We start from the raw sequence: 26,823 nt of genomic DNA on the forward strand, positions 1-26,823 counted from the left end.
CATAACCGTCATTCAGTCTTCTACCAAGGTGAACCCATGAGTTCGTCAACCACACCGTCCAACACCGCCAAACTGGACCGTATCCTTGCCGACGCCCAGCGCGACCGTGAAATGGGCTACCGCGACAAGGCCCTGAAGATGTACCCGCACGTCTGCGGCCGCTGCGCACGCGAGTTTGCCGGCAAGCGCCTGAGCGAACTGACCGTGCACCACCGCGACCACAACCACGACAACAACCCCCAGGACGGTTCCAATTGGGAGCTGCTCTGCTTGTACTGCCACGATAACGAGCACTCGCGCTACACCGACCAGCAGTACTACGCCGAAGGCTCCACCAGTTCGCCGACCATCGCCAAGGCAACCCATAACCCGTTCGCCGCCCTGGCCGGGCTGATGAAGAAAGACTAATAGCCCGCCGAAGCTGCCGGTATAATCGGCTCTTTTTTCTGGAAGGCACCGGCTCGTGGCGAACAAACGGTACAGCTGCATTGGTTTGTACAACCCAAAATCACCGGAAAACGTTGGTTCGGTGATGCGCGCAGCTGGCTGCTATGGCGTCGCCTCGGTGTTCTACACCGGCAAACGCTATGAGCGCGCCCGCGATTTCGTCACCGACACCAAGAAGGTCCACCAGGACATTCCGCTGATCGGCATCGACGACCTGAAGAAAATCCTCCCCCTGGGCTGTGTCCCTGTTGCCGTGGAACTGGTCGAAGGCGCCCGCGCCCTGCCCGAATACACCCACCCGGACCGCGCGCTGTACATCTTCGGCCCCGAGGATGGCTCGCTGGACCAGGAGATTCGCGACTGGTGCGAGGACGTGGTGTATATCCCGACGACCGGCTGCATGAACCTCGCCGCCACCGTCAACGTGGTGCTATACGACCGCCTCGCCAAAGGCAATAACACCCGCTCCGGGCCCAAGTTCCGATAAACGCAGGGAACGACTGGCCCATCCCGACAGTCAGCCCTGTATCCCCCATCCTCGCGGAGAACGCCATGAACGAGCGCAACCCTGTCCAACGTATCCAATCGAGCCCTGTACCGGGCAGCGACGAGCAGAATGTCCAGGGCTGGGAGCGCATCGGCTCCGTGGCCGGCGGCGTGGTGATGGTCGGCAAGGGCCTGCGCCGTGGCGGTGTGTTCGGCCTGATTCAGGTCGCGATTGGCGGCGTTGCCCTGGCCCGTGGCATTACCGGCCATAGCTCGGCGAAGAGCCTGCTGGAGAAAGCGCGCCAGGACATGAGCCGCGTGCGCGGGCGGATCGAACGCGCGGGAGAGCAATTGAACCAAATGAACAACAGCGCCCAGGCCGGCAGCCCCAACGACACGCCCAAGGCCTGAGCACTCGCTTGTAGACGCCCGCTGGCTGGCGCCGAAAAAGGCCGGGAAAGTGCGGCGATCACTGCAACAGCTTGCTCGCCAGCACTTTCGACGGTCCGCCGATCACGCTCTCGGCCAGTTGGACAAACTCGCGGGTCGTCACCCGATCCAAGCGCATCAGCGCTCGACTGACATCATCCAGCGAGCGCTGGTCGCGGGTCTGCTGGCGAATCTCGCGATCCAGTTCCTGCAACAGCAATACCGCCCGCGCCACCGTCGCCCCGCTGACCTGATCGCCGCGCAAGGTCGTGACCTTGCGGCTTGAATGGGTCAGGCGCAACTGCAGGTTGCGATAGCGTTCCTCACTCATCCCGCCCGCCCGGCGGACCAGCTCGATGGCGTAGTACTCGGCCAGCCCTTCGCCGATCCAGTCGCTGTGCTGGCGCCCGCTGATACGCCCGAAGACATGCACCAGCTCACGTACCAAGGGGCTGGAACCGCTCTCGTTGACCAGTGGCCGGCCGCTGTGCAGGTAGATCGAATCATGGGCGGCCAGGCTGCCGCGCCACAACGGATCGCCCGCGCCCACCACCAGCAGCTTGGGCGGGTTGCGCGGAAAGACTTCCTGGACTTTGGGCCAGACGAACGTCAGCAGTGTCAGCACATCCATCCGATGCAGCGCCTGCCCCTGGGGGGCGACGACACTGACCTCGGTCTCGCCCAGGCGCGTGCGCCGGCTTCCCAGGTTACCGGCCAGCATCCAGCCGGTTGGGCGATCGAACAGGCGCGATACATTGTCGATCCGAAAACGTTGCTTACCGATCCGCGGCCAGGCGGTTTCCACGCTCTTCCAGCCCGCCGGCAACTGGAACTCCAGGCGCGCGACCAGTTCGATACCGTCCTGCTGGTCAAGACGCGCCGGCGGCACCAGATCCTCACCGCGCATCAGCGCCCAGGTTGGGGTCATGCGGGTATCGAAGCTGCCGCTCTTGCGCACCTGGCTGATTCGCACCCGATAGCTGAGGCTGGACTTGCCGCTGCCCGGCTGCCAGAGGCCGCGGGCATCCTGTTCGCCGTTGGCCGGCGTCAGTTGCCAGTGGCCGTCGGCGCTGAAGTCGCTGTATCGCGACTCGGTGCCCAGATCGAAATTCAGGCTGCGCACCGCACTCCCTTCAGCCAGAGTCACCCGCACTTCGGCCTGGTCGCTCTGGGGCAACAGCTGTACGTGGTAATCGAGATCGACTTTCTTCGCCGCCCAGGACGACGGACTCAGCAGCACCAGCAACAGGGCCAACGACCATTGACGACGCACCGGCATAGACACTCCCTTGTGTTCGCCTGCGAATCAGCCGGCGCGAAAAATCAGATGATCTTCCCAGTCTTCTTCCGGCACGCTGCCTTCGGCGAGCATGCGCCCGGACTGGGAAATACGTTCATGGTGCACCGCGTCCCGGTCGCCGCAGACCAGGTGATGCCAGAGCGGCAGGTCCTTGCCCTCACTGACGAGGCGGTAACCGCAGGTCGGCGGCAGCCACTTGAACTGATCGGCCTTGCCGGGCGTCAGTTGGATGCAATCGGGCACCGACGCCCGGCGGTTGGCGTAGTCGCTGCACTGACAGGTCTTGAGGTCCAGCAGCTTGCAGGCGATACGCGTGTAGTAGACCGCGTTGTCGTCCTCGTCCTCAAGCTTTTGCAGGCAGCACAGGCCGCAGCCATCGCACAGCGACTCCCACTCCTCCTGATCCATGTGTTCAAGGGTCTTGCGGATCCAGAAGGGTTCAACTTTTGCGGCCATGGTTCGCACATCAATATCAGGTAGTGAAAAGGCCGCCAGTCTAGGCGCTGCCAGGCTTTATTGCCACGGCTGCACGCCTTGCCCTACCAGGGCTGGCGACTAGCGGTAGAACGGGACTTGTCAGCCGGCGTGACGCGCAGTAGTTTTATCGGCTGCTGCGCCCTATGCCAAAAAGCCATTGCTGCTTGAACGCAGCGCCTGGCGGGCCAGGATCACTTTTCAGACCGGCTAACCGATCTGCGTGTTACGTCAATCTATCGCTGTCAAACTCTAGTCAGGAATCCGCCATGAGCGCCAATCCTCGCGTCGCCGAATACGCCATTGACCCGCAGTTCACCAATCGCTGGTCGCCCCGCGCCTTTACGGGCGAAAGCATTCCCGAAGAAACCCTGCTGAGCTTTTTCGAAGCCGCGCGCTGGGCCCCCTCCGCCTACAACTCGCAACCCTGGCGTTTTCTCTATGCGCGCCGCGACACGCCAAACTGGGCGCGCTACCTGGGCCTGCTCAACGAGTTCAACCGCAGCTGGGCACAACACGCCTCGGCACTGGTGATCGTGATCTCCAAGACCACCTTCACCGTACCCGGCGCCAGCGAGGAAACCCCGGCCCTGTGGCATACCTTCGACACCGGTTCGGCCTGGGGCCACCTGGCGTTGCAGGCGAGCATCAGCGGCTGGTACACCCACGGCATGGCCGGCTTCGACCAGGAACTGACCCGCAAGGAGCTGCAGATCCCCGAAGGCTACGCACTGCACGCGGCGGTGGCGGTCGGCAAGCTGGGCGACAAGGCCACCCTGGCGGACTACCTGCAGGCCCGGGAAGTACCGAGCCCGCGTGAGCCGCTGAGCGCACTGGTTGCCGAAGGCGATTTCGCGCTGTAAGGACAGGCTTCAATCTGCAGGCGCGAGCAGGCTCGCGCCTGCAACCGCTCAGCGCTCAGTAGCCGCGCTCGAAGTCCACGTCCCCGCGTAGTACCTCACCCGCCTGATAGGCCCGCAAGTTCTCGACAAACAACCCGACCATCTTCGCTGGTGAGGTCGGCGCCGAGCTGTGCCCGGTCAGCAGCAGGCCCCAGGCGGTCCAGAATGGATGGCGTTGCGGCAACGGCTCCTGGCGGCAGACGTCGATGACCGCGCCGGCCAGATGCCCTTCCTTCAAGGCCGCCACCAGATCGGCATCGACCACCGCCACGCCACGCCCGGCATTGATAAACAGGCCGCTGGGCTTGAAGGCACGAAACAGCGCGGCATCGTACACGTCATGGGTATCGGCGGTATCGGGCAGCAGGTTGACCACATAGTCCACCTCGCCCACCAGGCGCGGCAGTGCGTCCATGGCCGCCACTTCGATAAACGGCGCCAGTTCGCGGGCGCTGCTGGCAATGCCATACAACTCGACACCGAACGGTCGCAAGAACTGCGCCACGCTCTGACCGATATCGCCCGTGCCGACGATCAACACCTTGCGCCCTTCCAGGCTCTGGCCCAGGCGATTGTCCCACTTGCGCTCGACCTGGCTGACCAGCCGGGCCAGCACCTCGCGCTCATGGCCGAGGATATAGGTCAGCACGTACTCGGCCATGACCTGGCCAAAAATCCCCACCGCACGGGTCAGGCGGTAATCGCGGCTCAGGCCATCGGCAAGCAGCGGCGTAATCCCCGCCCAGGTCGACTGCACCCACTCGGGGCGGTGGCCCTGGCGCAAGAGGGTGGCGAGCAGATCCGGCTGGCCGAGCCAGATCGGGCAGTCGGCCGCCATCGCCGAAAGTTCGGCCGAGTCGCCGCTGGTCAGCACCTCAAGCTCGGGGGCTGCGTCTTGCAGCAGACGGGTGTAGCGGGAGTAGTCGTGTTCAGCAATCAGAACGCGCATGGATCAACCTTTCGCAAACACGGCGGCCACCACCGCAGGGTGGATAACCCCGCGATCGGCTGGCACCGCGACCAACATTTCATTGAGACAAGCGCCCGGAACCGGGCAACCGGGAACTAGACCGGGTCGTTGCGACGCAGCAACTCTTCGGGCAAATGCTCGATGTACTCGTCTTCGGCCGGTGGCATTTGCAGGTGGTAGCCCTGCTTGTCGAGGTTGTCCAGAACCACCTCGATGTCTTCGCGCGACAGCTTGCGCTCCGGGCTAAGCACCAGGTCGAAGGCATGGTGCGGTTTGCCGAATGCCGTCAGCAGGTTTTCCGGCACGCGCTCCAGCGCATCGCTCTTGAGTACATAGAGGTACATTTCGTTCTTGCGCAGGCTGCGGTAAATCGAGCAGATACGTTTCATGGCTGTTCTCCAGCAGCGGCCAGGCTATCGAGCAAGGCCTGCCCCATCCGCTCGCGGCGCCAGCCACGCAGCGACTCGGGCAATTGATAAGGGCCCTCGGGAAAGCCGCTCTTGAGCAAGGCTTCGAGGGTTTTCTTGCGCAGCATCAGTTCCGGCGCGATCCCCAGGCGCTCGGCTTCGGCCTGGCCCAAGGCCCGCAGGCGCTTGACCAGCGCTGCGGCTTCGATCGGCAACGGCTCGGGCACCGCCGGCGGCCACTGATCGGCAGATACACTGCCAGCACGCTTGATCAGATCAAGCAAAAACTCGCCGTCCTGACGTACGGTACGCGGGTGCATGTCTTCGATACGCGCCAGGGCGACCAGGTTGTCCGGCTGCGACTTGGCCAGCGGCCAGAGCGAATGTTCGCGCAGGATCCGGTTGCGCGGCAGGTCGCGGGCACGGGCCTCGCGTTCCCGCCAGGCGCACAGCTCGCGCAAGACCGCCAACTGGGCACGGGAGAGTTTCCAGGCCAGCTTGGCATCGCGATAGACCTCGTAGGGGTCGATCTCGCGGCGCAGGTTGGCAACCAGCTCGGCGCCGTCTTCCAAGACCCAGGCAAATTTTTCGTCTGACAGCCGTTCGCGCAGGCGCGTATAGACCTCGGCCAGGTGCACGACATCTTCGGCGGCGTAGCTGATCTGGGTTTGCGACAGGGGGCGTTGTAGCCAGTCGGAGCGGGTTTCGCCCTTGGGCAATTCAATACCCAGGACCTCCTGCACCAGCCGCGAGTAGCCCATGGAGAACCCCAGGTTCAGGTAGGCGGCCGCCAATTGGGTATCGAACAAGGGCACCGGCAGGCTGCCGGTCAGGCGCAGCAGCACCTCGAGGTCTTCGCTGCAGGCATGCACGACCTTGATCACTGCCGGGTTTTCCAGCAGTTCGGCCAGGGGCTTCCAGGCATCGACGGTCAGGGGGTCGATCAAATAGGCACGCGCCCCATCACCGATCTGGATCAGGCCGGCAATGGGGTAAAAGGTGTCGACCCGCATAAATTCGGTGTCGAGGACCACAAAGGGCAGATGCTGCCACTGAGCACAGTGCTGAGCGAGGCTATCGTTGTCGCGAATCCAGTGAATATCGATGGCCACACGGCTCTCCCTTGAAGAATGGCGCGCAGTATATATCGCCGAGGACGCTTGCTGAGCATTCGCCCTTCAAGAGCTTGAGCAAAATAGTAGTGAATTTAAGATTCATCTCACTTTTGCTGTATGTAACGTCTTAGGCCTAGTGCTTGGCCAACACCCCATCGACCACACTCGCGCGACAGCCGGCGAACATATCCAGCGCCGGGTTGTAGACCTTGCTGTCAATGTCCAGCAGACCGAGCATGGAATGGAACAGGTTGTCCTGGCTCAGGGGCTTGTCGCGGCTCTGTTGCAGGCAGTGGGCATCCACCGAGAACGCCTGCTGGTAGCGATCGGAGAACCAGGCCAGCATCGCCACGTGCTTTTGCTGCTCAGGCGCGAGCATGTAAGGCGTGCCGTGGAGAAAGAGGTTGTACTCACCCAGCGATTCACCGTGGTCCGACAGATAGAGCATCGCGGTATCGGCCTTGTCCTGATTGGCACGCAGCACATCGATCAGGCTGGAGAGCACATGGTCGGTATAGACCAGGGTGTTGTCGTAGCCATTGACGATGCTTTCGCGGCTGCAATTGTTCAGCGCATTGCTTTGGCAGACCGGGGTGAAATGCTCGTACTCCTTGGGGTAGCGCTTGAAGTACTCGGGGCCGTGGCTGCCCATCTGGTGCAGGACCAGCACGGTGTCGTGGTCCAGATTGTCGATCAGCGCCTGCAGGCCCTGCAGCAGGATCTCATCGCGACACTCACTGTTGGCGCACAACTGCGGGTCCTTGAGGTTGCTGACATCCTGCAGGGTCACCCGGTCACAGGTGCCCTTGCAGCCCGACTGGTTGTCCCGCCAGATCACATCCAGCCCGGCACGCTTGAGGATATCGAGCAAGCCTTCCTGATTCTTGGCCTGGGTGGCGTCGTAGTTCTTGCGCCCCATATTGGAGAACATGCACGGCACCGACACGGCCGTTTCGGTGCCGCAGGAGTGCACATTGGTGTAGGCAATCAGGCCGCTTTCCTGGCTCAGCTTGGGCGTGGTATCGCGGTCATAGCCCAGGATGCCGAAGTTTTCCGCCCGCGCACTTTCCCCCACCACCAACACCGTCAGGGATTTGCGGGCATGCCCCTGCCAGCTGGGGTTGCGCCGGGCGTCTTCGCCAATGGCCACGAAGGGTTTCTGCGACGAAACCACCTGCTCGCGCACATAGCTGATCGAGGCACCGATGTAGTTGCTGGGGACCACCATCATGCGCAGTTCGTGGTGATTGCGAAACAGCGAAGCCAGGCCCTGGTAGTTCGTGATTGCCACCGCACCAATGGCCAGGCTGCAAAGGCCGGTCACCAGGCACTTGCTCAGCACTTCACGAGGCCAGCGCCGATAGTTGACCGGCACTTTATACAACAGCCAGGACGGCAAGGCGCCCAACAGCAGAAGGTAGGCGAATAACTTGAAGGAGAGCAGATCACGCACTTCCGTGGCATTGGTTTCGGCGAAGTTGCGAAACATGCCCACGTCGATCAGGGCGCCGTACTGGCTCATGAAATAGGCAACCCCGGCGCTGATAAAGAACAGGCTGATCAGCACCGGTTTAAACACCCGTCGAAACGCCACTAACGTCAGCACCAGATTGAAGGCACAGAACACCATCACGGCGAACGCCACCCGCAGCATTAAGCCTTTACCGTCGGCGGCGGTAATACTGAACAGGTGTTCCCAGAGCACCGAGTTGAATCCGAACAAGAGAAATCCGCTGGCAATCAGCGTCAGCCATTCGGGGCGCACGGGTTTTATCTTCAACATAGTGATCTGCTTGAACCAAGGTAAGGACTGTGCGGATCTGGAGCGACCGCGCGACAGCCCGAACGTTAGTCAGGCAGCCATCAACGTTTCGTGAAAAATAAGCCAACGAAAAGTCGTATATGGCTTTTTGCCAAAACGTTGCGCAAGCCTCTATGCCTGGTGCAGGTACCAGCGCCAGTCCTGCTCGCCGACTTCGCCCATGAACTGGCGATACTCGGCCCGTTTTACCGCCAGGTAGACTCCCAGGAACGGCTCGCCAAACGCCTCGCGCGCCCATTCGGAACGCTCCAGGGCGTTCAGGGTGGTCAGCCAGTCGGTCGGCAGCAATGCGCCGGCCTGGGCATAGCCATTGCCTTCGACCGGCGCACCGGGATCACGCTGCTGGCGAATCCCGCGATGAATCCCGGCCAGGATCGCCGCGGCCGCCAGATAGGGGTTGGCGTCCGCACCACAGATACGATGCTCGATATGCCGCGAGAACGCCGGCCCACCCGGCACCCGCAGGCTCACCGTGCGGTTGTCGACCCCCCAGGTCGCAGCCAGGGGCGCATAGCTGTTGGTTTGAAAGCGGCGGTAGGAGTTGGCGTTGGGGCAGAACAGCAGCAGCGAATCGAGCAGGCTGTCGAGCATCCCGCCCACGGCGTGGCGCAGCAGCGGCGTACCGTCCGCGGCCTCACTGGCAAACAGATTATTGCCCTCGGCATCGGCCAGGCTCACATGCATATGCATGCCGGTGCCGGCCAGGTCATCGAAGGGCTTGGCCATAAAGCAGGCGAGCATCCCGTGCTTGTGGGCCACGCCCTTGACCAAGCGTTTGTAGCGCACCGCCTCGTCCATGGCCTGCAAGGCGCAGGCGCGGTGCTCCAGGGTGATTTCCACCTGCCCTGGCGCGTATTCGGAAATGGCTGTGCGGGCCGGAATGCCTTGCAGCTTGCAGGCGCTGTAGAGGTCGGCCAGGAACGGTTCGATCTGCTCCAGTTCACGCAGACCGTAGACCTGGGTCGTGCGCGGGCGCCCGCCATCGAGATCCCGGGCCGGCTGCGGGCGCCCCTGGCTGTCGCGCTGCTGATCAAGCAAATAGAACTCCAGTTCCGCCGCCATCACCGGGTAATAGCCGTCGGCCTTGAGCCCCTCGACCACCTGGACCAGCAGATGCCGGGGATCGGCGATCGTCGCCGGCAACCCTTGCGTAGGGTGCATGCTGACCTGCACCGCCGCGGTAGGGATCAGCCGCCAGGGCATGCGCTGCAGGCTGCCGCTCAGGGGGTAGGCGCGACAGTCGATATCGCCCACGTCCCAGACCAGCCCGGAGTTCTCCACGTCATCGCCATTGACCGTCAGCCCCAGGATCGTACTGGGCAGTGGCCGGCCGCTGTCATAGACCGCCAGCAGTTCATCGCGGTGCAGCAGCTTGCCTCGGGGCACGCCGTTGTTATCGAGGATAAACAACTCGAACATCTCGATATCCGGGTTGAGCTCAAGAAACGCCAGGGCTTCCTGGCGGGTAGCGAAGGACGGGGATGCAGCACTCATGGGCAATTCTCTTCAGGGCAGATCGCACAGGCACGGGCCTGCGATTTCGAGCCGACACCGCTGCCGGTGTGCAACTCGACCGTTGCATCACTTAAGGAGCAATCGCGATATCTGGCGGGCGGGCATGGCGGCAATGCCAGAGGGCCCAGAAGGCCAGTTCCGAAGGGAGTGCACAGAAGCTGGGGGCGACACCAGGCAACACACCACGCAGCCAGGCGCCGGCAGGCGCTTGGACGGGGTTATGACGGGGTCGACAATCCATGGAAGGGTCGCAGCAGACGAGAAGCTGAAAGCGTCACACGCCAGCGACAGGTCATTCAATCGCGCATTTACGGAGTTTGGTTATGAACTGACTAAACAATCAGCGCCCATGCAAACCGCCTGCAGCCGCTGCCCGGCGGCATCAGCGCGCGCAGTGCTCGTCGTCCGGGCCACTCGATCAGGGTCAGACCCCAATCGCAACCTTGGCATAGGCGTCGCGGTCCAGGTCGACCACCTCGACGGACAACTGCACCTGCACCCCGGCAGGCCAGGCGCACAGGTCCTTGAGTACCGCCAGCAGGCTCTCGGACAATTGGCGCTTGATCTCGGGCGAGCGACCGCTCAGCAAGGCCAGCTTCACATGCACAAAAGCCCGCTCACCCAACCCGGTGCCCACCCGAAATGCATCCATCCGAAGCGCCCGGCTCTTGATATCGAACTCCGCCGCAAACTGCCCGGACGCTACCAACGCATGGTTAAGGCGCAACAGCGCTTTATCGGCATCCAGTTCCGGCAGGTTGGGGGTGTATTCCACGAGTAGATGAGGCACAAGCAAGCTCCAGGGTCGACCGACGAAAAGTGTTACAGATATACCACAGCACTCTGCCCTCTCGCAGCGTCAACGCACGTGCAGGGCGCGGGTCTCCCAGGCCGCCACCAGCAACAGGACAGCGGTGGTCAGCGTCCCCAGCGCCAGCGCCGAAAACACCTGGCTCTGCGCCAGCGGCCATAACCCCAACAGCAACGCCAGCCCGATCAGGTGGGACAGCGGCGGCAGGATCCGCTCGCTGGTCACCCATTTGAACAAGGCATTACCCAGCAGATAGAGCAGCGGGCCGCCAATGATCGCCGCGATACCCGCCGTACTCGCGTGCCCGGGATGAACCAGCACCAGCTCATCGGCCACGGCGCTGACAATCACCCCGGCGATAATCAGCACATGCAGATAGGTGTACGCCAGCCGCGCCTGACGCCCGGGATCGCTGGCCTGGGCGATGCGATGGTGGGCACGCTCCGCGCCCGTGTCGAAATAAATCCACCACAACGCGATGCTCCCCAACACCGCGACCAGGAATGCCGCCAGCCCTTCGGCGCTGAACGGCAGTTCGGCAAAGGTCGCCCCGGTGACCAGCAGCGACTCGCCCAGGGCAATAATCACAAACAGCCCGCAGCGCTCGGCCATATGGTTGCCCTCGACATTCCAGTCGGCAAGCGTCGAACGCCCCAACCCCGGCACCCAGAAAAACAGCGAAGGCGAGACCAGTTCAATCACCAGCGCCAGGGTCCAGCAAGCGAGGCGCTGCGGCCCTTCGAGCAAGGCGCCGCCGATCCAGAACAGCCCCGAAAACAGCATCCAGACCAGGATCCGCAGGAAGTTGCGCGACAGACTCCGCGACTCCGTGCGCACCGCCCACAGCGCGAACAACGTGCGCCCCACCTGCATAAAGACATAGGCCCCGGCAAACAACAGGCCACGCTCGGTAAACGCCTTGGGAATCGACACCGACAGCAGCAGCCCCGCCAGCATCAGCACAAACAGGCCGAGCCGCACCGGGGTCCGTTCCGGGTCGAGCCAGTTGGTGACCCAGGAGGTGAAGATCCACACCCACCAGACTGCCACCAGCAGCAAGGTCGCCTGCAACGCGCCCGCCAGGCTCAGATGAGCGAGCAGCGAGTGGGACAACTGCGTCACGGCAAAGACAAACACCAGATCGAAAAACAACTCGATCATGCCGACCTTGCCACTGTCGTGACTGCCGCGGCTGCGGAGCAGGGAAACTGAGTGCGGCATTGGGGGCTCTCCAGTGGGGTGGGGAGAAGATCGCGAACACGCTCGCATCTACAGTAAAGCCGAATTCAGCTTACTCATAGGCGCCTCCAGCCACCGGGGCAAAGTCCATTTGCAATAGATCAAGACCCTCACCGCCGAACCCTGAGACAATCGCCGTCTCACCGTCTTGGAAGTTGCGATGAATCCCGATCTACTTTGGGTGCTCGGCCTGCTGGCAGGCGCCATTACGCTTTTTGTCATCAACAAGCCGCGCGTGGATGTGGTCGCCCTGTTGATGATCCTCGCCCTGCCGTTGACCGGCGTTCTGGATATCCAGCAGACGCTGGCCGGCTTCAGCGACGCCAGCGTGGTTTTGATTGCCGCGCTGTTCGTGATCGGCGACGGCCTGGTCCGCACCGGTATTGTCTACCGCCTCGGCGATTGGCTGACCGCCAGGGCCGGCAACAGCGAGACCCGCCTGCTGATCCTGCTGATGCTGGCCGTCGCGGGCCTGGGCTCGCTGATGAGTTCTACCGGGGTGGTGGCGATTTTTATTCCCGTGGTGCTGGGCGTATCCGCGCGCATGCGCATTCCCCCGGGCCGGCTGATGATGCCACTGGCCTTCGCCGGGCTGATCAGCGGCATGCTGACGCTGGTCGCCACGCCGCCGAACATGGTCGTTCATGCAGAACTGCGCCGCGCCGGCCTGGAGGGCTTCAGCTTCTTCAGCCTGACCCCCATCGGCCTGACCGTGCTGTTGCTGGGCATCGTCTACATGCTGCTGACCCGCAACGGGCTCGCACGCCGCGCCCCGCAGGACAACACCGGCGCTCCCCGCCTGACCCTCGCCGACCTGGCCCAGGCCTATCGCCTCGATGAACGGGAGCGACGCCTGAAGGTCCGGGCCGATTCGATACTCGCCAACCAAGCCCTGAATGAGCTGGAACTGCGCCAGCAATACGGCATCAACGTGATTGCCGTGGAACGCCAACGCAAGTTCCGCACCCTGCTGCTGACGGCCACCGGTAACACCCAGCTGGAACCCGGCGATGTGCTGCTGGTCGACCTTGCCAGCCCGGCCATCGGCCTGCTCGATACCTATCTGGCCCTGGGCCTGGAGCCCATGCCGCTGCCAAACTCCTACTTCAGCGTGTACGCCCATGAACTGGGGCTGGCCGAGGTTGCGCTGCCACCGGAGTCGCAACTGCCGGGCAAGACCATCCAGGAACTGGCCTTTCGCAGCCGGCACAAGCTCAATGTGGTCGGCCTGCGCCGCAACGGCCAGGCCCTGCAAGGGGTTCTGGTCGATGAAAAACTCAAACCCTCGGACACCCTGCTGGTCGCTGGCAACTGGAAAAACATTCACCACCTGCAAAGCCAGAGCCGCGACTTTCTGGTGCTCAGCCTGCCGGCGGAAGTCGACGAAGTCGCTCCCGCCGCACGCAAGGCGCCTTATGCCCTGTTCAGCCTGGCGGTGATGGTGGCGCTGATGGTCAGCGGCCTGGTGCCCAATGTCATGGCCGCGCTGATTGGCTGCCTGCTGATGGGCGCGTTTCGCTGCATCGATATGGACAGCGCCTACCGCGCGATCCACTGGCCGACCCTGATCCTGATTGTCGGCATGCTGCCCTTCGCCCATGCGCTGCAACAGACCGGCGGGATCGACCTCGCGGTCAAAGGCCTGGTCAGCGTGCTCGATGGCGCCCACCCGCGGCTTATCCTGGCCGCGCTGTTCGCCGTGACGGCCGTGATCGGCCTGTTTATTTCCAACACCGCCACAGCCGTGCTGATGGCTCCGGTGGCCATTGCTACCGCCCAAGCGCTCGATGCCTCGCCCTACCCGTTTGCAATGATCGTCGCCCTCGCGGCATCGGCCGCCTTTATGACGCCGATTTCCTCGCCGGTGAACACCCTGGTGCTGGGCCCGGGGCAGTACCGCTTCGCGGATTTCGTGCGTGTTGGCGTGCCGTTTACGGTGCTGGTGATGCTGGTCAGCGTGGTGATGGTGCCGTGGATCGCGCCGCTGTGAAGCGAGCGCCCGGCGCCACGCTAACTGCAGGGGTAAAAGACCGCAAAGGCAGGCCTGGAGAGGATCGGCGAACAGGCGCTGCCGGGGCCACGGCTACAGACCCCGGACTGAAACGCAGAAGGGCGATGTCAGCCAGAAAATTAACGGCAGAAACGAAAAAGCCCCGTAATCGGCAAGGATTACGGGGCTTCGTCTTGTTCAATAATGGCGGAGAGATAGGGATTCGAACCCTAGGTACTGTCGCCAGTACAACGGATTTCGAATCCGTCCCATTCGGCCACTCTGGCATCTCTCCAACGGCGCGCATCATAACAGCACCTTTGCCCGAAGCGAAGCCCCCTGAGCAAAATTTTTCCGTGCTATCAGATGCTTGCGTCGATTACAGCGGTACGCCGAGGCGATTGGCGACTTCTTCGTAGGCTTCGATCACATCACCGAGGCCTTGGCGGAAGCGGTCTTTGTCCATCTTCTTCTTGGTGTCCTTGTCCCACAGGCGGCAACCGTCCGGACTGAACTCGTCACCCAGGACGATGGAACCGTCGCGGAACACGCCGAATTCCAGCTTGAAGTCCACCAGCAGCAGGCCGGCGTCGTCGAACAGCTTGCTCAGCACGTCGTTGACCTTGAGGGACAACTCCTTCATGCGCGCCAGTTGCTCAGCGGTGCCCCAGCCGAATGCCACAACGTGGGATTCGTTGATGAACGGGTCACCCTTGGCGTCGTCCTTCAGGAAGAGTTCGAAGGTGTAGGGTTCGAGCTTCAGGCCCTCTTCCACACCCAGGCGCTTGACCAGGCTACCGGCGGCGTAGTTACGCACGACGCACTCGACGGGGATCATGTCGAGCTTCTTCACCAGGCACTCGTTGTCGCCCAGCAGTTTGTCGAACTGGGTCGGCACGCCTGCCGCTTCGAGCTTTTGCATGATGAACGCGTTGAACTTGTTGTTCACCATGCCCTTGCGATCCAGTTGCTCGATGCGCTTGCCGTCGAACGCCGAAGTGTCGTTGCGAAACAGCAGGATCAGGCGGTCAGCGTCGTCGGTCTTGTAAACCGACTTGGCTTTGCCGCGGTAGAGTTCTTCACGTTTTTCCATGATGGGCTCCGCTTGCTAAGTAGATGGGCTAGGCGATATGTCGCCAGTCGAGCCCTGAATCTTGATCGGCCAGTTGCAGCCAGTCCGGGTCGCACCCAAGGGTGTCGACAAAACATTGCCGGGCCAGCTGCGGCAGATTGTTCTTGCCGCTGAGGTGGGCCAGCACCAGGTGTTGCAAATCCTGCCAGCCCAGCTCGCTCACCAGGCTTGCGGCCTGATGGTTGTTCAAATGTCCCAGTTCGCCACCGACCCGCTGCTTGAGAAAGTACGGGTAATGTCCGCGCGCCAGCAGGTCGCGGCAGTGATTGGCCTCGACCATCAAGGCATCCAGCCCGCTATAGCTGTCCAGCACCGTGGCGCAGTAGGAGCCCAGGTCGGTCAACAGGCCGAAGCGCCGCTGACCGTCGCTGAAGACGTACTGAGTCGGTTCCTGGGCATCGTGGGCAACCGCGACCACCTTGATGCTCAGGCCGCCAATCTGCAGCGTCTCGCCCCCCCTCACAAAGCCGCTCGGTTCCACGGGCTTGCGCATCCCGCGCAGGGTGCCGCGGCTCAGATACACCGGCAAATTGTAGCGCCGAGACAGCAAACCCACGCCATGCACGTGATCGGCATGTTCGTGGGTCACTAGAATCGCGCTCAACTGCGCCGGGCTGATACCCAGGCGCAGCAGGCGCCGCTCGGTTTCACGCAGGGAGAAACCACAATCGACCAGGATGTAGGTGTCGTCGCTGGCTATCAGCGTGCCATTCCCTTGGCTACCACTGCCGAGAACGGCAAAACGCACCCGGTCAGCCCAGGTTGTCTTGAATCACGCTCAACACTTTGCGCGCCACATCGGCTGGCGCAACGGTGTTGATGTTCTTCTCGACGGTAACCTGCACGCTCTCCCCGACCTTGCTCAGGCGAACCTGATAGCGCTCGGCACGGGCTTCGATTTCTTCCTTGGCCGGCTTGCTGCCGAACAGCTTGCCGAAGAAGCCAGGCTCCTGGTCCTTGCGCTCGGCTTTCTCGGCAAGGTTGATGTAGTACAGGCCCAGACTGCGGTTGATGTCTTCCACGCGCCACTCACCCTGCTCCAGGGCACGGCCCACGCTCGACCAGGCGCGATCAAGATCGGCGCCCAGGTTGAGTACCGGGTTGCCGCTGCCGTCTTCGCTCAGGCTGACGCGGCTTGGCGTATCGAAATCACGCGCGGCCAGCAGGGAAACCGAACCGCCCTTCTCGGCGCTGCGGGTCATGCTGGCGAGCAGTTCGTCGGTCAGCATCGAGTCCAGGCCGGTGTTGACCGAACGGTTGCTGAAATCGACATTGGCGGTGCTGCCGGCGGAACGCTCGGCGCTGACCACGTAGATTTCGCTGGTGTTGCGCTGCACGCCCGGCTCGATACGAACCCGCACGCGGGTCTCGCTATCAGCCGTGCCTGTGCTGCCCAGGCGCTTGGCCATGGACGCGGACAATTCGTCGCTGCGCTGCCAGGTGGTCGTGAACTCACCCGTCTGTGGACGCTGCTCGTCGATGCGGAAACCGTTGTCCTGGAAGAACTGCAGGGCCAGCGGCCAGACTTCGGCCGGTGCGCGCTGTGCCAGGACCCAACGCGAATCGCCGCTGCGCTGCAGGGTGAAATCACTGGCATCGGCGGTGGCCTGCAACGGCAACGGACGCGGCACTTCGAATTCGCCCTTGACGTTGTCGTCGGCGACGTTGCGCGGAATCGGCAGCAGCGGATCAAGGCGCTTGGCGTGAGTGACATCCGGCGGCAACTGCATGACCGGAGTCTGCTGCGCTTCGAGATAGTCGCTGCCGCGGTCGCGGAAATAGCCTTCCGGGCCCCAGAGCCAACCGCAGCCGCTGGTGCTGGAGATAATCAAGGCAAGCGCGGAAAGTCCGGCAATTCGCTTCATGCGTAATACTTCCTCAATTAAACCAAGACGCCGGACTGGCGCATGGCCTGCCGCAGCGGTTCGTGACAGGCAGCGCTGAGCCAGGTGAGCGGCAGACGGATACCGTCCGGCATCAGGCCCATCTCATGCAACGCCCATTTCACGGGGATAGGATTGGATTCGATGAACAGGGTCTTGTTCAGCGGCATCAGTTTTTCGTGAATCGCCCGGGCCTTGGCGGCATCACCGGCCATGGCGGCAGCACACAGTTCGCTCATGTCGCGCGGGGCGACGTTGGCGGTCACCGAGATATTGCCCTTGCCGCCGAGCAGGATCAGCTCGACCGCCGTGGCGTCATCGCCGGAATAAACCAGGAAGTCGCTGCTCACGCCGGCCAGGATGTCCTTGGCGCGCTGCAGGTCGCCAGTGGCTTCCTTGACGCCAATGATATTCGGCACAGCGGACAGGCGAATTACGGTCTCGGCCAGCATGTCGCAGGCAGTACGCCCCGGCACGTTGTAGAGAATCTGCGGGATATCGACGGCTTCGGCGATAGTCCGGAAGTGCTGATACAAGCCTTCCTGGGTCGGCTTGTTGTAATACGGCGTGACCAGCAGGCACGCATCGGCGCCGGCATTCTTCGCATTGGTGGTCAGTTCGATCGCTTCACGCGTCGAGTTGGCGCCCGTGCCGGCAATCACCGGAATGCGCCCTGCAACCTGGGCTACCACGCGACGAATCACTTCGATATGTTCGTTCACATCCAGCGTGGCCGACTCACCTGTGGTGCCGACCGCCACAATGGCGTTGGTGCCCTCTTGCAGGTGGAAGTCCACCAGTTTGCTCAGGCTGTCCCAGTCGAGACGACCCTGTGCATCCATGGGTGTGACCAGTGCCACCATACTGCCCGCAATCATGCAACCGCTCCTGCCGGAAAAAGAGAGCGGTAATGGTACTGGCGCCATCATGCTTGCACAAGCGAAGTACCGTGCTCTGATCATTCCCCTGAGCGTTGCTTTTCGCTACCCTTCAGACTTTGATCGATACCGCCTGGCCTGTCAGGCGGATTCGCGCGTGCCTTTGTCGGCGTTCGAACCCCTGATCACGCGCTGTCGCGCGCCCCTCCTGCCTTGCCGGAGCCCGCGCCGGCCGCCTTGCCCGGGGGATTTGCAAGCGCCCCGCAACGCCTGGATCCGGCCCGTCAGCCCCGTGCCAACTCGACCGCTCATCGCTTTAGGAATGCTGCATGTCCACCCCCACAGTTCGCGAACAATTCCTTGTCATCAGTGCGCTCGGCGCCAACCCCATGGAGCTGACCAACGTCCTGTGCCGCGCCAGCCATGAAAGTCGCTGCGCGGTGGTCACTTCCCGCCTGACCCGCCATGGCGACTACAGTGCGCTGGTCCTTCAGGTTTCCGGCAACTGGGATGCCCTGGCGCGCCTGGAAGCCAGCCTGCCGGGCCTGGCTAAAAAGCATGACCTCATCCTCAACGTCGTGCGCAGCGGCTCCCTGGAAAACCGCCCGCAAGCCCTGCCGTACGTGGCCTATGTCAGCTCGGCCTATCGCTCGGACATCATCAACGAGCTGTGCCAGTTCTTTATCGACCACAACGTCGAGCTGGAAAACCTGACCTGCGACACCTACCAGGCCCCACAGACCGGCGGCACCATGCTCAACGCTACCTTTACCGTGACCCTGCCGGCCGGCGTGCAGATCAGTTGGCTGCGCGACCAGTTCCTGGACTTTGCCGACGCACTGAACCTGGATGCGCTGATCGAGCCGTGGCGCCCACAGAACCCTATGTAAGGAACACTCCATGGCCGTAGCCATCGATCAACCCGTTGCATTGTTCGAAGCGCCTGCCACCAGCGGGCAGACCGTCAACCTCGCCGACCTGAAAGGCCGGCAGGTGGTGATCTACTTCTACCCGAAGGACAGCACCCCGGGCTGCACCACTGAAGGGCAAGGCTTTCGCGACCAGTACGCGGCCTTCAAGGCAGCCAACACCGAAATTTTCGGTGTCTCGCGCGACAGCCTGAAATCCCACGAGAACTTCAAGTGCAAGCAAGAATTCCCGTTCGAGCTGATCAGCGACAAGGACGAAGCCATCTGCCAGCTGTTTGACGTGATCAAGCTGAAAAAGCTCTATGGCAAGGAATACCTGGGTGTCGACCGCAGCACCTTCCTGATCGACAAGGACGGCGTATTGCGCCAGGAATGGCGCGGCGTGAAGGTCCCAGGCCATGTCGACGCAGTCCTGGCGGCCGCCCAGGCCCTGAACCAGGCCTGATCGCCCCTTGCGCAGGAGCGAGCCCACTCGCTCCTGCAAGCCGATCTACAGCAGCGGCGCTACCACCGGCTCCTTGCGCGGCCAGGCATCCAGCACGGCCTTGAACAGCGTGGCCAGTGGGATCGCAAAGAACACCCCCCAGAACCCCCACAACCCGCCAAAGAGCAGCACCGCGCAAATGATCGCGACCGGGTGCAGGTTGACCGCCTCGGAGAACAGCAGCGGCACCAGCACGTTGCCATCCAGGGTCTGGATAATCCCGTAGACCGCCATCAGGTAGATGAACTGATCGCTCCAGCCCCACTGGAACAGCGCAATCAGCGCCACCGGCACCGTGACCACCACCGCGCCGACATAGGGCACGACCACCGACACCCCGACCAATAAAGCCAGCAGCGCTGCGTAGTTGAGGTCCAGCGCCACGAACGCGACATACGTCACCCCGCCGCAGATAAAGATCTCGATGACCTTGCCGCGAATGTAGTTGGCGATCTGGCGGTTCATTTCCTCGGCCACGCGCGTGATCAGCGCCCGCTCTCGCGGCAGATAGCCACGCACCCAGCGACCGATCATTACGCGGTCCTTGAGGAAGAAAAACACCAGGATCGGCACCAGCACCAGGTAGATCATGATATTGACCAGCAGCGGCAGGCTGGACAGCGAGAACGTCAGTGCCCACTGGCCAAACTTGCCAATTTCACCACGCGCAACCTCGATCGCCTGCAGCACCTGCTCATCGGAAACCAGATGGGGATAGCGCTCGGGCAACAGCAGCAAAAGCGACTGCCACTTGGCCAACATCCCCGGCAACTCGTTGAACAACGTGATCAGTTGATGCCAGAGCAACGGCACCACGACCACGATAAACACCAGCAACAGCCCCATGAACAAGGCGAAGACCAGCCCCACGGCCACCGAGCCCGGTAGGCGCAAGCGCTCCAGCGCCCCGACCAGCCCCTGCATCAGATAGGCCAGGACCATACCGGCCAGCACGGGCGCGAGCATCCCCCCCAGGGTCAGGACACCGGCGAATGCCAACGCCAGCAAAACGGCCAGCACCACCGCCTCCTCATCGGAGAAGTAGCGTTGAACCCAGTCGCGCAACACTTTGAACATCAGACATCCTTAACAATCGGGTAGAAATATTCAGGCCTTGCGCAACCAATAGCGGTAGACACCCGCTTCGACGTCTTCATGCAACAAGGTATGCCCGGCTAGCCGGGCAAACGTGCGAAAGTCGCGCTGGGACCCCGCATCCGTCGCCAACACCTTGAGTACCGCGCCACTGGCCAGGCGATTGAGCTCCAGCTTGGCCTTGAGCAAGGGTAGCGGGCAGTTTAGTCCGCTGGCATCCAACTCGGCGTCGTACTCTACAGCGTCGGTCATGACTTCACTCCTGATCATTGGTTAAGCGTTTGCGTCAGCGGCCAAGAATACCCCAAGCACGCGCCCCTCTGGCCGTGCGCCGAGTGTGCGGCTACAGTAGCTGCTTTGCCGACTAGAGCCCTGTGCATGACATTTCTGCGCCCTACCCTGCTGACGCTCGCTTGCCTGCTCGCTTCGCCGGGCTTCGCCGACGATCTGCCGTCACTCGGCGACGCCAGTTCTTCGATTGTTTCGCCACAGCAGGAATACCAACTGGGCCGCGCCTGGCTGAGCCTGCTACGCGGCCAGGTCTCGCAGCTCAATGACCCGCAGCTCAAGGACTACGTTGAAACCAGCGTCTATCGCCTGGTGGAAACCAGCCAGGTGCAGGATCGGCGCCTGGAGTTCATCCTGATCAACAGCCCGCAACTCAACGCCTTCGCCGCACCGGGCGGGATTATCGGGGTCAACGGCGGGCTCTTTCTCAATGCCCAGACCGAAGGCGAATACGCCTCGGTACTCGCCCACGAACTGGCCCACTTGTCGCAGCGGCACTTTGCCCGGGGAGTCGAAGCCCAGCAACGCATGCAAATCCCGATGATGGCCGCGCTGCTCGCCGGGATCGTGATCGCGGCCTCGGGCGCGGGTGACGCGGGGATCGCCGCCATTGCCGGCACCCAAGCCGCCGCCATCCAGGAGCAACGGCGCTTCTCCCGCCAGAACGAGCAGGAAGCCGACCGTATCGGCATCCTCAACCTGGAAAAAGCCGGCTACGACCCACGCTCGATGCCCACCATGTTCGAACGCCTGATGCGTCAGTACCGCTTCGATGCCAAGCCACCGGAATTCCTGTTGACTCACCCAGTGACCGAATCGCGGATCGCCGACACCCGCAACCGTGCTGAACAAGCCAAGCCGGGCGGCGTTGAAGATGGCTTGCGCTACCAACTCGTACGCGCACGGGTCCAGCTGACTTATGAAGGAACCCCGGGGCTGGCCGCCAAACGCTTTCGCGCACAGCTCGAGGAAAACCCCAATAACGATGTCGCGCGCTACGGCCTGGCTATCGCCCAGATCAAGGGTGGCCAACTGAACGAAGCACGGGAAAACCTCAAGCCGCTGCTGGCCAAGTCACCCAATGACATTACCTACAACCTAGCGCTGATTGACCTGGACATCACCAACAACCGCCTGGCCGATGCCCAACAGCGCGTCGACCGGATGCTGACCCAGTACCCCGGCAACTACCCGCTGAACCAGGTGCGGGTCGACCTGCTGCTCAAGCAGAATCGCGCAGCCGAGGCCGAGAAGGCCCTGGAAGCGCTACTCAAGAGCCGCCCCGACGATCCGGATGTCTGGTACATGGTGGCCGAGACCCGCGGCCTGTCCGGCAATATCATCGGCCTGCATCAGGCTCGCGCCGAATACTTCGCCCTGGTCGGCGATTTCAGCCAGGCGATCCAGCAACTGGACTTCGCCAAGCGCAAGGCGAACAACTTCCAGCTGGCCTCACGACTCGATGCGCGGCAACGGGAATTGATGGATCAGGAGCGCATGGTCAAGGACATGATGCGCTAAACCGGAATGTCGCGAGCACGCTCGCTCCTACAGAACTGGAAGATTCAAGGTAGGAGCGAGCGTGCTCGCATTCCGTCATCGATCAGGCATTACCCGCCAGCTTCAGACGGGCCGCCTGGGTGAAATCCAGCATGCGCTTGAGCGGTCGAACGGCGTGAGGCACCAGCGCCGGATCAACGAAGATCTCGTTACTGCCCTCACGCAGGCACTGCAGCGTGCGCTCCAGGGTATTCATCGCCATCCATGGGCAATGGGCGCAGCTACGGCAGGCCGCGCCGTTACCGGCGGTAGGCGCCTCGACGAAGATCTTGTCCGGGCACAGCTGCTGCATCTTGTAGAAAATGCCGCGATCAGTGGCGACGATAAACGTCTTGTTCGGCATCCGCTGCGCTGCGGCAATCAGCTGGCTGGTGGACCCAACCGCATCGGCCAGGTCGATCACCGACTCCGGCGACTCCGGGTGCACCAGGATCGCAGCATCCGGATACAGCGCCTTCATATCTTCCAGCTGTTTGGACTTGAACTCCTCATGGACGATGCACGCACCGTCCCAAAGCAGCATGTCGGCACCGGTCTGCTTCTGGATATAACGCCCCAGGTGCTTGTCCGGTGCCCAGATAATCTTCTCGCCGTTGTCCATCAGGCTTTCAACGATTTCCAGGGCGCAGCTCGATGTCACCACCCAGTCTGCGCGCGCCTTGACCGCTGCCGAGGTGTTGGCATAGACCACCACGGTGCGCTCGGGATGCTGATCACAAAACGCCGAAAACTCCTCCACCGGGCAGCCCAGATCCAGCGAGCACGTCGCTTCCAGCGTCGGCATCAGCACACGCTTTTCCGGGTTGAGGATTTTGGCCGTTTCACCCATGAAACGGACACCGGCGACCAGCACCGTCTTGGCCGGATGAGCATTGCCAAAACGCGCCATTTCCAGCGAGTCGGAAACACAGCCACCGGTTTCCTCGGCCAGCGCCTGGATCACCGGATCGCAATAGTAGTGAGCCACCAGTACGGCGTCCTGAGCCTTGAGCTCGGCCGCGATGTCGGCGCGATAGCGCGCTTCTTCGTCAGCGCTCAAGGGCTTGGGCTGCTTGGCATCGAGATGGGCTTGAACCAGAAGGCGTTCGGAAATGTGGGTCATGTTCGCAAGACCTGCAGGCGCTTGAGCGCGAAAGTCGAGTATACCCCCGGCCCCGGCTCCTTTCCGAAGCCGGATATTCGATACAGCGGTGCAGGCCGGGAAAGTGAAGCCATCAGGCGTAGATAGCGTTTAAGGGTCGCAAGGCTACCGAATAACCCACGATTTCAAAAGTTTATTCTTGGCGCTCCCCCTCCCTCATATCACCGACGACTCTTCCCAGGTGAAACCCCGTGCGCACTGGCCTGGCGGAAAAAGTCAAACGGTCACAGGTAAACCTCAACCCACCCTGATCCACAGGCGAATTAAACCCAGCAACAACGCAACAAATCGCAACTAATAGATTAAAAAACAACAACCAATCGAACTGTCACTTATTGCAACACTCGCTTACATCCAGCATCAAATCGAGACCTAAACACCAACTACCAATACAACTACAGCACTGATACCAGCACATTAAAGTTCGCGTAACGCTTGCCGATCACGTTAAACACCTAAGCCCCAGAAACTTCGACCTCACGCTATTTCTCCCGACATTCAAAGCATTAAGGACTCCCCCATGACATGGAAATTCAGCACCAAATTAATAACAAGCGTTGCGGTCATTCTAATTACCATGATGATGCTGAGCCTGCTGTCGATCAGCCGAGTCGACCACATCAAGACGACGCTGGCGGTTATCAACGACTTCAATAATGTTAAGGCCCGCTATGCCGTCAACTTTCGCGGCAGCGTGCATGATCGGGCGATTATCCTGCGCGACCTGCTGCTGATCGAAGACGACAGAGCGCTGCCACCCGAACTGGAAAACATCGCCACACTCGCCAAGGCCTATGCGCAATCGGCACAAAAACTCGATGCCTTGTTCGCTGAGCACCCCGAGGTCAGTGCGCAAGAACGTGACGCACTGGCGCGCATCAAAGCGGTGGAAGCCCGCACCCTGCCCCTCGCGGAGAAAGTCATCGAACTGCGCAGCAATGGCGCACACGACCAGGCCGTCAAGCTGCTACTGGAGCAGGCCAGACCGGCGTTTATCGATTGGCTGGCAAGTATCAATGCCCTGATCGATATGCAAGAACGCATGAGCCATGCCGCTACGGCAGACGCCAGGGCCGTCGCGGACAACTTCGCCCTGCAGTTGTTGCTGATGACGCTGCTCGCGATCGCAGTGGGCGTCTTCGCCACCTGGCTGCTGAGCCGCAGCACCCTGGTCCCACTGCGTCAGGCCCTGGGGCTGGCGGAGGCGGTGGCCAGCGGCGAACTGGTGGCCCCTAGCGGGCTCAGCGGCAATACCGGCAACGACGAGTTCGGACGCCTGCTACAGGCCCTGCTACTGATGCAAGAGCGCCTGCGCCAGACCGTCCAGGAAATCTCCAGCGTCTCCCACACACTGACCAACTCCACCGAGCAGATGACCCAGATCACCCGCGACTCGGCCGACGACCTGAGCTGCCAAAACACCCAACTGGACCAGGCCGCCTCGGCCATCACGCAACTGACCGGGGCCATTTCGTCGGTCTCCGACAACGCCTCCCTGACCGCAGAATCGTCGGACCAGGCCAGTCAGACCTCGCAACATGGCCAGGAGCGGGTGCGCGACACCGTCGCGGCCATCCAAAACATGGAGCATCAGCTGCAGCAGACTTCGCAGCTTATCCGTACCCTGGCCGAGGAGAGTCAGGCCATTGGCAAGGTCCTGGATGTGATCCGGATGATTGCGGAACAAACCAACCTACTGGCGCTCAATGCGGCCATCGAGGCGGCGCGTGCCGGCGATGCCGGTCGGGGCTTTGCGGTTGTCGCCGACGAAGTTCGCGCCCTGGCTCACCGAACCCAGCAATCGACACTGGAAATCGAACAGATGATCGGCAATGTCCAGCATCAAGTCGACGAAGCCGTACTGTCAGTCGAGCAATGCTCGCGCCAGGGCAGCATCAGCCTGGAAATCGCCAACTCGGCCGGTGTCACCCTGGATGACATCAACTCGGCGGTACTGGCCATCTCAGAGCGCAACCGAGTCATTGCCAGGGCCGCCGAAGAGCAGACCGGTGTTGCGCGGGAGATTGATCGCAATCTCCTGCAAATTCGCGACCTCTCGAATACTTCGGCACAAAGTGCCGTACAGATAGAGTCTGCCAGTAGCCAACTTAATCACGTCACCCTGACACTGGGTCAAGTCATTGCACGTTTTCGGCTATAACTACAAACTTTCTTACTCAGCAAAAACCCAAATACTCGGGCAAAACAACTACTCAGCATGTTCCCTGCACTTAAATGCAGGGACGTTGAGTTGAAGATTAAATCCAACGCCTTTGAAACCTAGCGCTGCCCCCGCGCCAACTCTATTAAAACAACCCACTTATATTGACAAAGCAACGCGCTGTTTTCAGGCCGCTAGCCCATCGATAGTTTCACGCCATAAACCTGCCGAAATCTAGAGAGGCATGCGGTCGATCGGCTGAGCGAATAGAACGAGCGACTTGAGTCCCCGCATAACGCTTTTTGCTTCGGCGCGCAGAAATACACCTATTCGCGCCTCAGCTTCCTGCAAACCGAACCAGCCCCCCCCATCCAGGCCATTGAGCCCCATCGGCGCCGAGGGATCCGCTGGTGAGTCCGACGCGGGCTTCATGGCGGGGCACGTCCTGGCACTCACCCCGAGATCGAACTTTTCCCCAGACGAAAAAAAACCTGGAACACCTCACTTGCGTGGGCCTTCCAGGTTTTTCAACAACGTATGGTGGGTCGTGTGGGATTCGAACCTACGACCAATTGGTTAAAAGCCAACTGCTCTACCAACTGAGCTAACGACCCGTTGTGTGGCGCGTATAATACTGATTTCTAACGGGAATTCAATACCCCAAAGCAAAAAAATCAAAAATAACGCGTTGGATCGGCAATTCCGGCCGCCTTGAACCCTTCTGCGCGCAGGCGGCAGCTATCGCACTTGCCACATGCACGCCCCTCACCATCGGCCTGATAGCAGGAAACCGTCAGGCTGTAATCAACCCCAAGCCGTGTCCCGGCCTTGACGATATCGGCCTTGCTCAAGTTCTGCAGCGGCGCCTGGATACGAAACCCTCGCCCCTCGACACCGGCCTTGGTGGCCAGGTTGGCCATACGCTCGAAGGACTCGACGAACTCCGGGCGGCAATCCGGATAACCGGAGTAGTCCACCGCATTCACACCGATAAAAATATCCCGCGCTTCAAGCACCTCAGCCCAACCCAGCGCCAGCGACAGAAACACCGTATTGCGTGCCGGCACGTAGGTCACTGGAATCCCCTCGCCTGGCGTCTCCGGCACATCGATGCTACTGTCAGTCAGCGCCGAGCCACCGATACCGTCCAGATTCAGGCCGATCACCTTGTGCTCAACCGCCCCCAGATCGCGCGCCACGCGCGCAGCGGCCTCCAGCTCGGAACGATGACGCTGGCCATAGTCGAAACTCATGGTGTAGCAGGTAAAACCATCTGCTTTCGCGAGTGCCACGACAGTGGCCGAGTCCAGGCCACCGGACAGCAGGATGACGGCTTTCTTTACCGCAGTGTGTTGTTCGGTCATA

The 26,823-nt window shown here is 61.7% G+C and carries 26 protein-coding genes, 2 tRNA genes and 1 pseudogene; 10 read left to right on the top strand and 19 right to left on the bottom strand.

Features of this window, described 5'->3' with window-relative positions:
- The first annotated feature begins 36 nt into the window (after window positions 1-36).
- The 3 genes from NPS46_RS02455 to NPS46_RS02465 all read left to right on the top strand — a co-directional run bounded on the left by NPS46_RS02455 (window position 37) and on the right by NPS46_RS02465 (window position 1,344).
- Window positions 37-408, top strand: a complete 372-nt coding sequence (locus tag NPS46_RS02455) for a YajD family HNH nuclease (RefSeq protein WP_274104798.1) — start codon at window positions 37-39, stop codon at window positions 406-408.
- Between the two features lie 55 nt (window positions 409-463).
- Window positions 464-934 (top strand): RNA methyltransferase, encoded by a 471-nt coding sequence (locus NPS46_RS02460; protein ID WP_274104799.1) that lies wholly within the window; start codon window positions 464-466, stop codon window positions 932-934.
- Window positions 935-999: 65 nt separating this feature from the next.
- Window positions 1,000-1,344, top strand: coding sequence for a YgaP family membrane protein (locus NPS46_RS02465; protein ID WP_274104800.1), 345 nt, complete (start codon window positions 1,000-1,002; stop codon window positions 1,342-1,344).
- 58 nt (window positions 1,345-1,402) lie between these two features.
- On the opposite strand, the gene NPS46_RS02470 is transcribed toward NPS46_RS02465, so the two are convergent.
- Together NPS46_RS02470 and NPS46_RS02475 are read right to left on the bottom strand one after the other, a co-directional pair.
- Complete coding sequence (locus NPS46_RS02470) at window positions 1,403-2,641, bottom strand: hypothetical protein (RefSeq protein ID WP_274104801.1); 1,239 nt, start codon at window positions 2,639-2,641, stop codon at window positions 1,403-1,405.
- A gap of 27 nt (window positions 2,642-2,668) precedes the next feature.
- On the bottom strand, window positions 2,669-3,118 hold the full coding sequence (locus tag NPS46_RS02475) for a YcgN family cysteine cluster protein (protein WP_274104802.1): 450 nt from the start codon (window positions 3,116-3,118) through the stop codon (window positions 2,669-2,671).
- Window positions 3,119-3,405: 287 nt separating this feature from the next.
- Between NPS46_RS02475 and NPS46_RS02480 the strand changes: the two genes are divergently transcribed.
- On the top strand, window positions 3,406-3,999 hold the full coding sequence (locus NPS46_RS02480; RefSeq protein ID WP_274104803.1) for a nitroreductase family protein: 594 nt from the start codon (window positions 3,406-3,408) through the stop codon (window positions 3,997-3,999).
- A gap of 55 nt (window positions 4,000-4,054) precedes the next feature.
- On the opposite strand, the gene NPS46_RS02485 is transcribed toward NPS46_RS02480, so the two are convergent.
- From NPS46_RS02485 to NPS46_RS02515, 7 genes are all read right to left on the bottom strand, one after another.
- Window positions 4,055-4,987 carry a D-2-hydroxyacid dehydrogenase gene (locus NPS46_RS02485; RefSeq protein ID WP_274104804.1) on the bottom strand — a complete coding sequence of 311 codons (933 nt, stop codon included), beginning with the start codon at window positions 4,985-4,987 and terminating at the stop codon, window positions 4,055-4,057.
- Between the two features lie 116 nt (window positions 4,988-5,103).
- Window positions 5,104-5,397, bottom strand: coding sequence for a YcgL domain-containing protein (locus tag NPS46_RS02490; RefSeq protein WP_274104805.1), 294 nt, complete (start codon window positions 5,395-5,397; stop codon window positions 5,104-5,106).
- The gene (gene rnd, locus NPS46_RS02495; protein ID WP_274104806.1) at window positions 5,394-6,527 is read right to left on the bottom strand and encodes a ribonuclease D; all 1,134 of its coding nucleotides are present in this window, start codon (window positions 6,525-6,527) and stop codon (window positions 5,394-5,396) included. Before rnd ends, NPS46_RS02490 begins: the two co-directional genes overlap by 4 nt.
- 136 nt (window positions 6,528-6,663) lie before the next feature.
- Window positions 6,664-8,313 carry a phosphoethanolamine transferase gene (locus NPS46_RS02500; protein WP_274104807.1) on the bottom strand — a complete coding sequence of 550 codons (1,650 nt, stop codon included), beginning with the start codon at window positions 8,311-8,313 and terminating at the stop codon, window positions 6,664-6,666.
- A 150-nt stretch (window positions 8,314-8,463) separates the two neighbouring features.
- Window positions 8,464-9,846, bottom strand: a complete 1,383-nt coding sequence (locus tag NPS46_RS02505) for a glutamine synthetase family protein (RefSeq protein WP_274104808.1) — start codon at window positions 9,844-9,846, stop codon at window positions 8,464-8,466.
- 445 nt (window positions 9,847-10,291) lie between these two features.
- Window positions 10,292-10,657: a 5-carboxymethyl-2-hydroxymuconate Delta-isomerase gene (locus tag NPS46_RS02510; protein ID WP_274104809.1), complete on the bottom strand. Its 366-nt coding sequence runs from the start codon at window positions 10,655-10,657 to the stop codon at window positions 10,292-10,294.
- A gap of 69 nt (window positions 10,658-10,726) precedes the next feature.
- On the bottom strand, window positions 10,727-11,899 hold the full coding sequence (locus NPS46_RS02515) for a low temperature requirement protein A (RefSeq protein WP_274104810.1): 1,173 nt from the start codon (window positions 11,897-11,899) through the stop codon (window positions 10,727-10,729).
- A gap of 178 nt (window positions 11,900-12,077) precedes the next feature.
- Here NPS46_RS02515 and NPS46_RS02520 point away from each other — a divergent pair, with 178 nt between their 5' ends.
- A complete protein-coding gene (locus NPS46_RS02520) occupies window positions 12,078-13,907 on the top strand; it encodes an SLC13 family permease (RefSeq protein WP_274104811.1) in 1,830 nt (609 codons plus the stop codon).
- A 205-nt stretch (window positions 13,908-14,112) separates the two neighbouring features.
- Here NPS46_RS02520 and NPS46_RS02525 read toward each other — a convergent pair.
- The 5 genes from NPS46_RS02525 to dapA all read right to left on the bottom strand — a co-directional run bounded on the left by NPS46_RS02525 (window position 14,113) and on the right by dapA (window position 17,800).
- Window positions 14,113-14,202 (bottom strand) — tRNA-Ser (locus NPS46_RS02525).
- An 84-nt stretch (window positions 14,203-14,286) separates the two neighbouring features.
- Complete coding sequence (purC, locus tag NPS46_RS02530) at window positions 14,287-15,000, bottom strand: phosphoribosylaminoimidazolesuccinocarboxamide synthase (RefSeq protein WP_274104812.1); 714 nt, start codon at window positions 14,998-15,000, stop codon at window positions 14,287-14,289.
- 28 nt (window positions 15,001-15,028) lie between these two features.
- Entirely contained in the window at window positions 15,029-15,787 is a 759-nt protein-coding gene (locus NPS46_RS02535; RefSeq protein ID WP_274104813.1) for an MBL fold metallo-hydrolase, read from the bottom strand.
- A 4-nt stretch (window positions 15,788-15,791) separates the two neighbouring features.
- Window positions 15,792-16,904 (bottom strand): outer membrane protein assembly factor BamC, encoded by a 1,113-nt coding sequence (bamC, locus tag NPS46_RS02540; protein ID WP_274104814.1) that lies wholly within the window; start codon window positions 16,902-16,904, stop codon window positions 15,792-15,794.
- 17 nt (window positions 16,905-16,921) lie between these two features.
- Entirely contained in the window at window positions 16,922-17,800 is an 879-nt protein-coding gene (gene dapA, locus NPS46_RS02545) for a 4-hydroxy-tetrahydrodipicolinate synthase (protein WP_274104815.1), read from the bottom strand.
- Between the two features lie 329 nt (window positions 17,801-18,129).
- Between dapA and NPS46_RS02550 the strand changes: the two genes are divergently transcribed.
- Together NPS46_RS02550 and NPS46_RS02555 are read left to right on the top strand one after the other, a co-directional pair.
- Window positions 18,130-18,690: a glycine cleavage system protein R gene (locus NPS46_RS02550; protein ID WP_274104816.1), complete on the top strand. Its 561-nt coding sequence runs from the start codon at window positions 18,130-18,132 to the stop codon at window positions 18,688-18,690.
- 10 nt (window positions 18,691-18,700) lie between these two features.
- Window positions 18,701-19,174 carry a peroxiredoxin gene (locus NPS46_RS02555; protein ID WP_274104817.1) on the top strand — a complete coding sequence of 158 codons (474 nt, stop codon included), beginning with the start codon at window positions 18,701-18,703 and terminating at the stop codon, window positions 19,172-19,174.
- Window positions 19,175-19,219: 45 nt separating this feature from the next.
- Here the strand turns inward: NPS46_RS02555 and NPS46_RS02560 are convergent, their stop codons facing one another.
- A complete protein-coding gene (locus NPS46_RS02560; protein ID WP_274104818.1) occupies window positions 19,220-20,290 on the bottom strand; it encodes an AI-2E family transporter in 1,071 nt (356 codons plus the stop codon).
- Between the two features lie 30 nt (window positions 20,291-20,320).
- Entirely contained in the window at window positions 20,321-20,560 is a 240-nt protein-coding gene (locus tag NPS46_RS02565; RefSeq protein ID WP_274104819.1) for a sulfurtransferase TusA family protein, read from the bottom strand.
- A 126-nt stretch (window positions 20,561-20,686) separates the two neighbouring features.
- On the opposite strand from NPS46_RS02565, the gene NPS46_RS02570 reads away from it, so the two are divergent.
- Entirely contained in the window at window positions 20,687-22,117 is a 1,431-nt protein-coding gene (locus NPS46_RS02570; protein WP_274104820.1) for a M48 family metalloprotease, read from the top strand.
- Window positions 22,118-22,199: 82 nt separating this feature from the next.
- Here the strand turns inward: NPS46_RS02570 and nadA are convergent, their stop codons facing one another.
- Window positions 22,200-23,258 carry a quinolinate synthase NadA gene (gene nadA, locus NPS46_RS02575; protein ID WP_274104821.1) on the bottom strand — a complete coding sequence of 353 codons (1,059 nt, stop codon included), beginning with the start codon at window positions 23,256-23,258 and terminating at the stop codon, window positions 22,200-22,202.
- Between the two features lie 559 nt (window positions 23,259-23,817).
- On the opposite strand from nadA, the pseudogene NPS46_RS25225 reads away from it, so the two are divergent.
- Both NPS46_RS25225 and NPS46_RS25230 read left to right on the top strand, forming a co-directional pair.
- A pseudogene (locus NPS46_RS25225) lies at window positions 23,818-24,603 on the top strand (MCP four helix bundle domain-containing protein); the annotation flags it as partial.
- A 66-nt stretch (window positions 24,604-24,669) separates the two neighbouring features.
- Window positions 24,670-25,458, top strand: a complete 789-nt coding sequence (locus tag NPS46_RS25230) for a methyl-accepting chemotaxis protein (RefSeq protein ID WP_425312689.1) — start codon at window positions 24,670-24,672, stop codon at window positions 25,456-25,458.
- A gap of 538 nt (window positions 25,459-25,996) precedes the next feature.
- Here NPS46_RS25230 and NPS46_RS02585 read toward each other — a convergent pair.
- Both NPS46_RS02585 and queC read right to left on the bottom strand, forming a co-directional pair.
- A tRNA-Lys gene (locus tag NPS46_RS02585) sits at window positions 25,997-26,072 on the bottom strand.
- 60 nt (window positions 26,073-26,132) lie between these two features.
- Window positions 26,133-26,822, bottom strand: a complete 690-nt coding sequence (gene queC / locus NPS46_RS02590; protein ID WP_274104823.1) for a 7-cyano-7-deazaguanine synthase QueC — start codon at window positions 26,820-26,822, stop codon at window positions 26,133-26,135.
- Window position 26,823: the final 1 nt, after the last annotated feature.

It is taken from the genome of Pseudomonas putida (assembly GCF_028682395.1).
GTDB lineage: Bacteria > Pseudomonadota > Gammaproteobacteria > Pseudomonadales > Pseudomonadaceae > Aquipseudomonas > Aquipseudomonas putida_AB.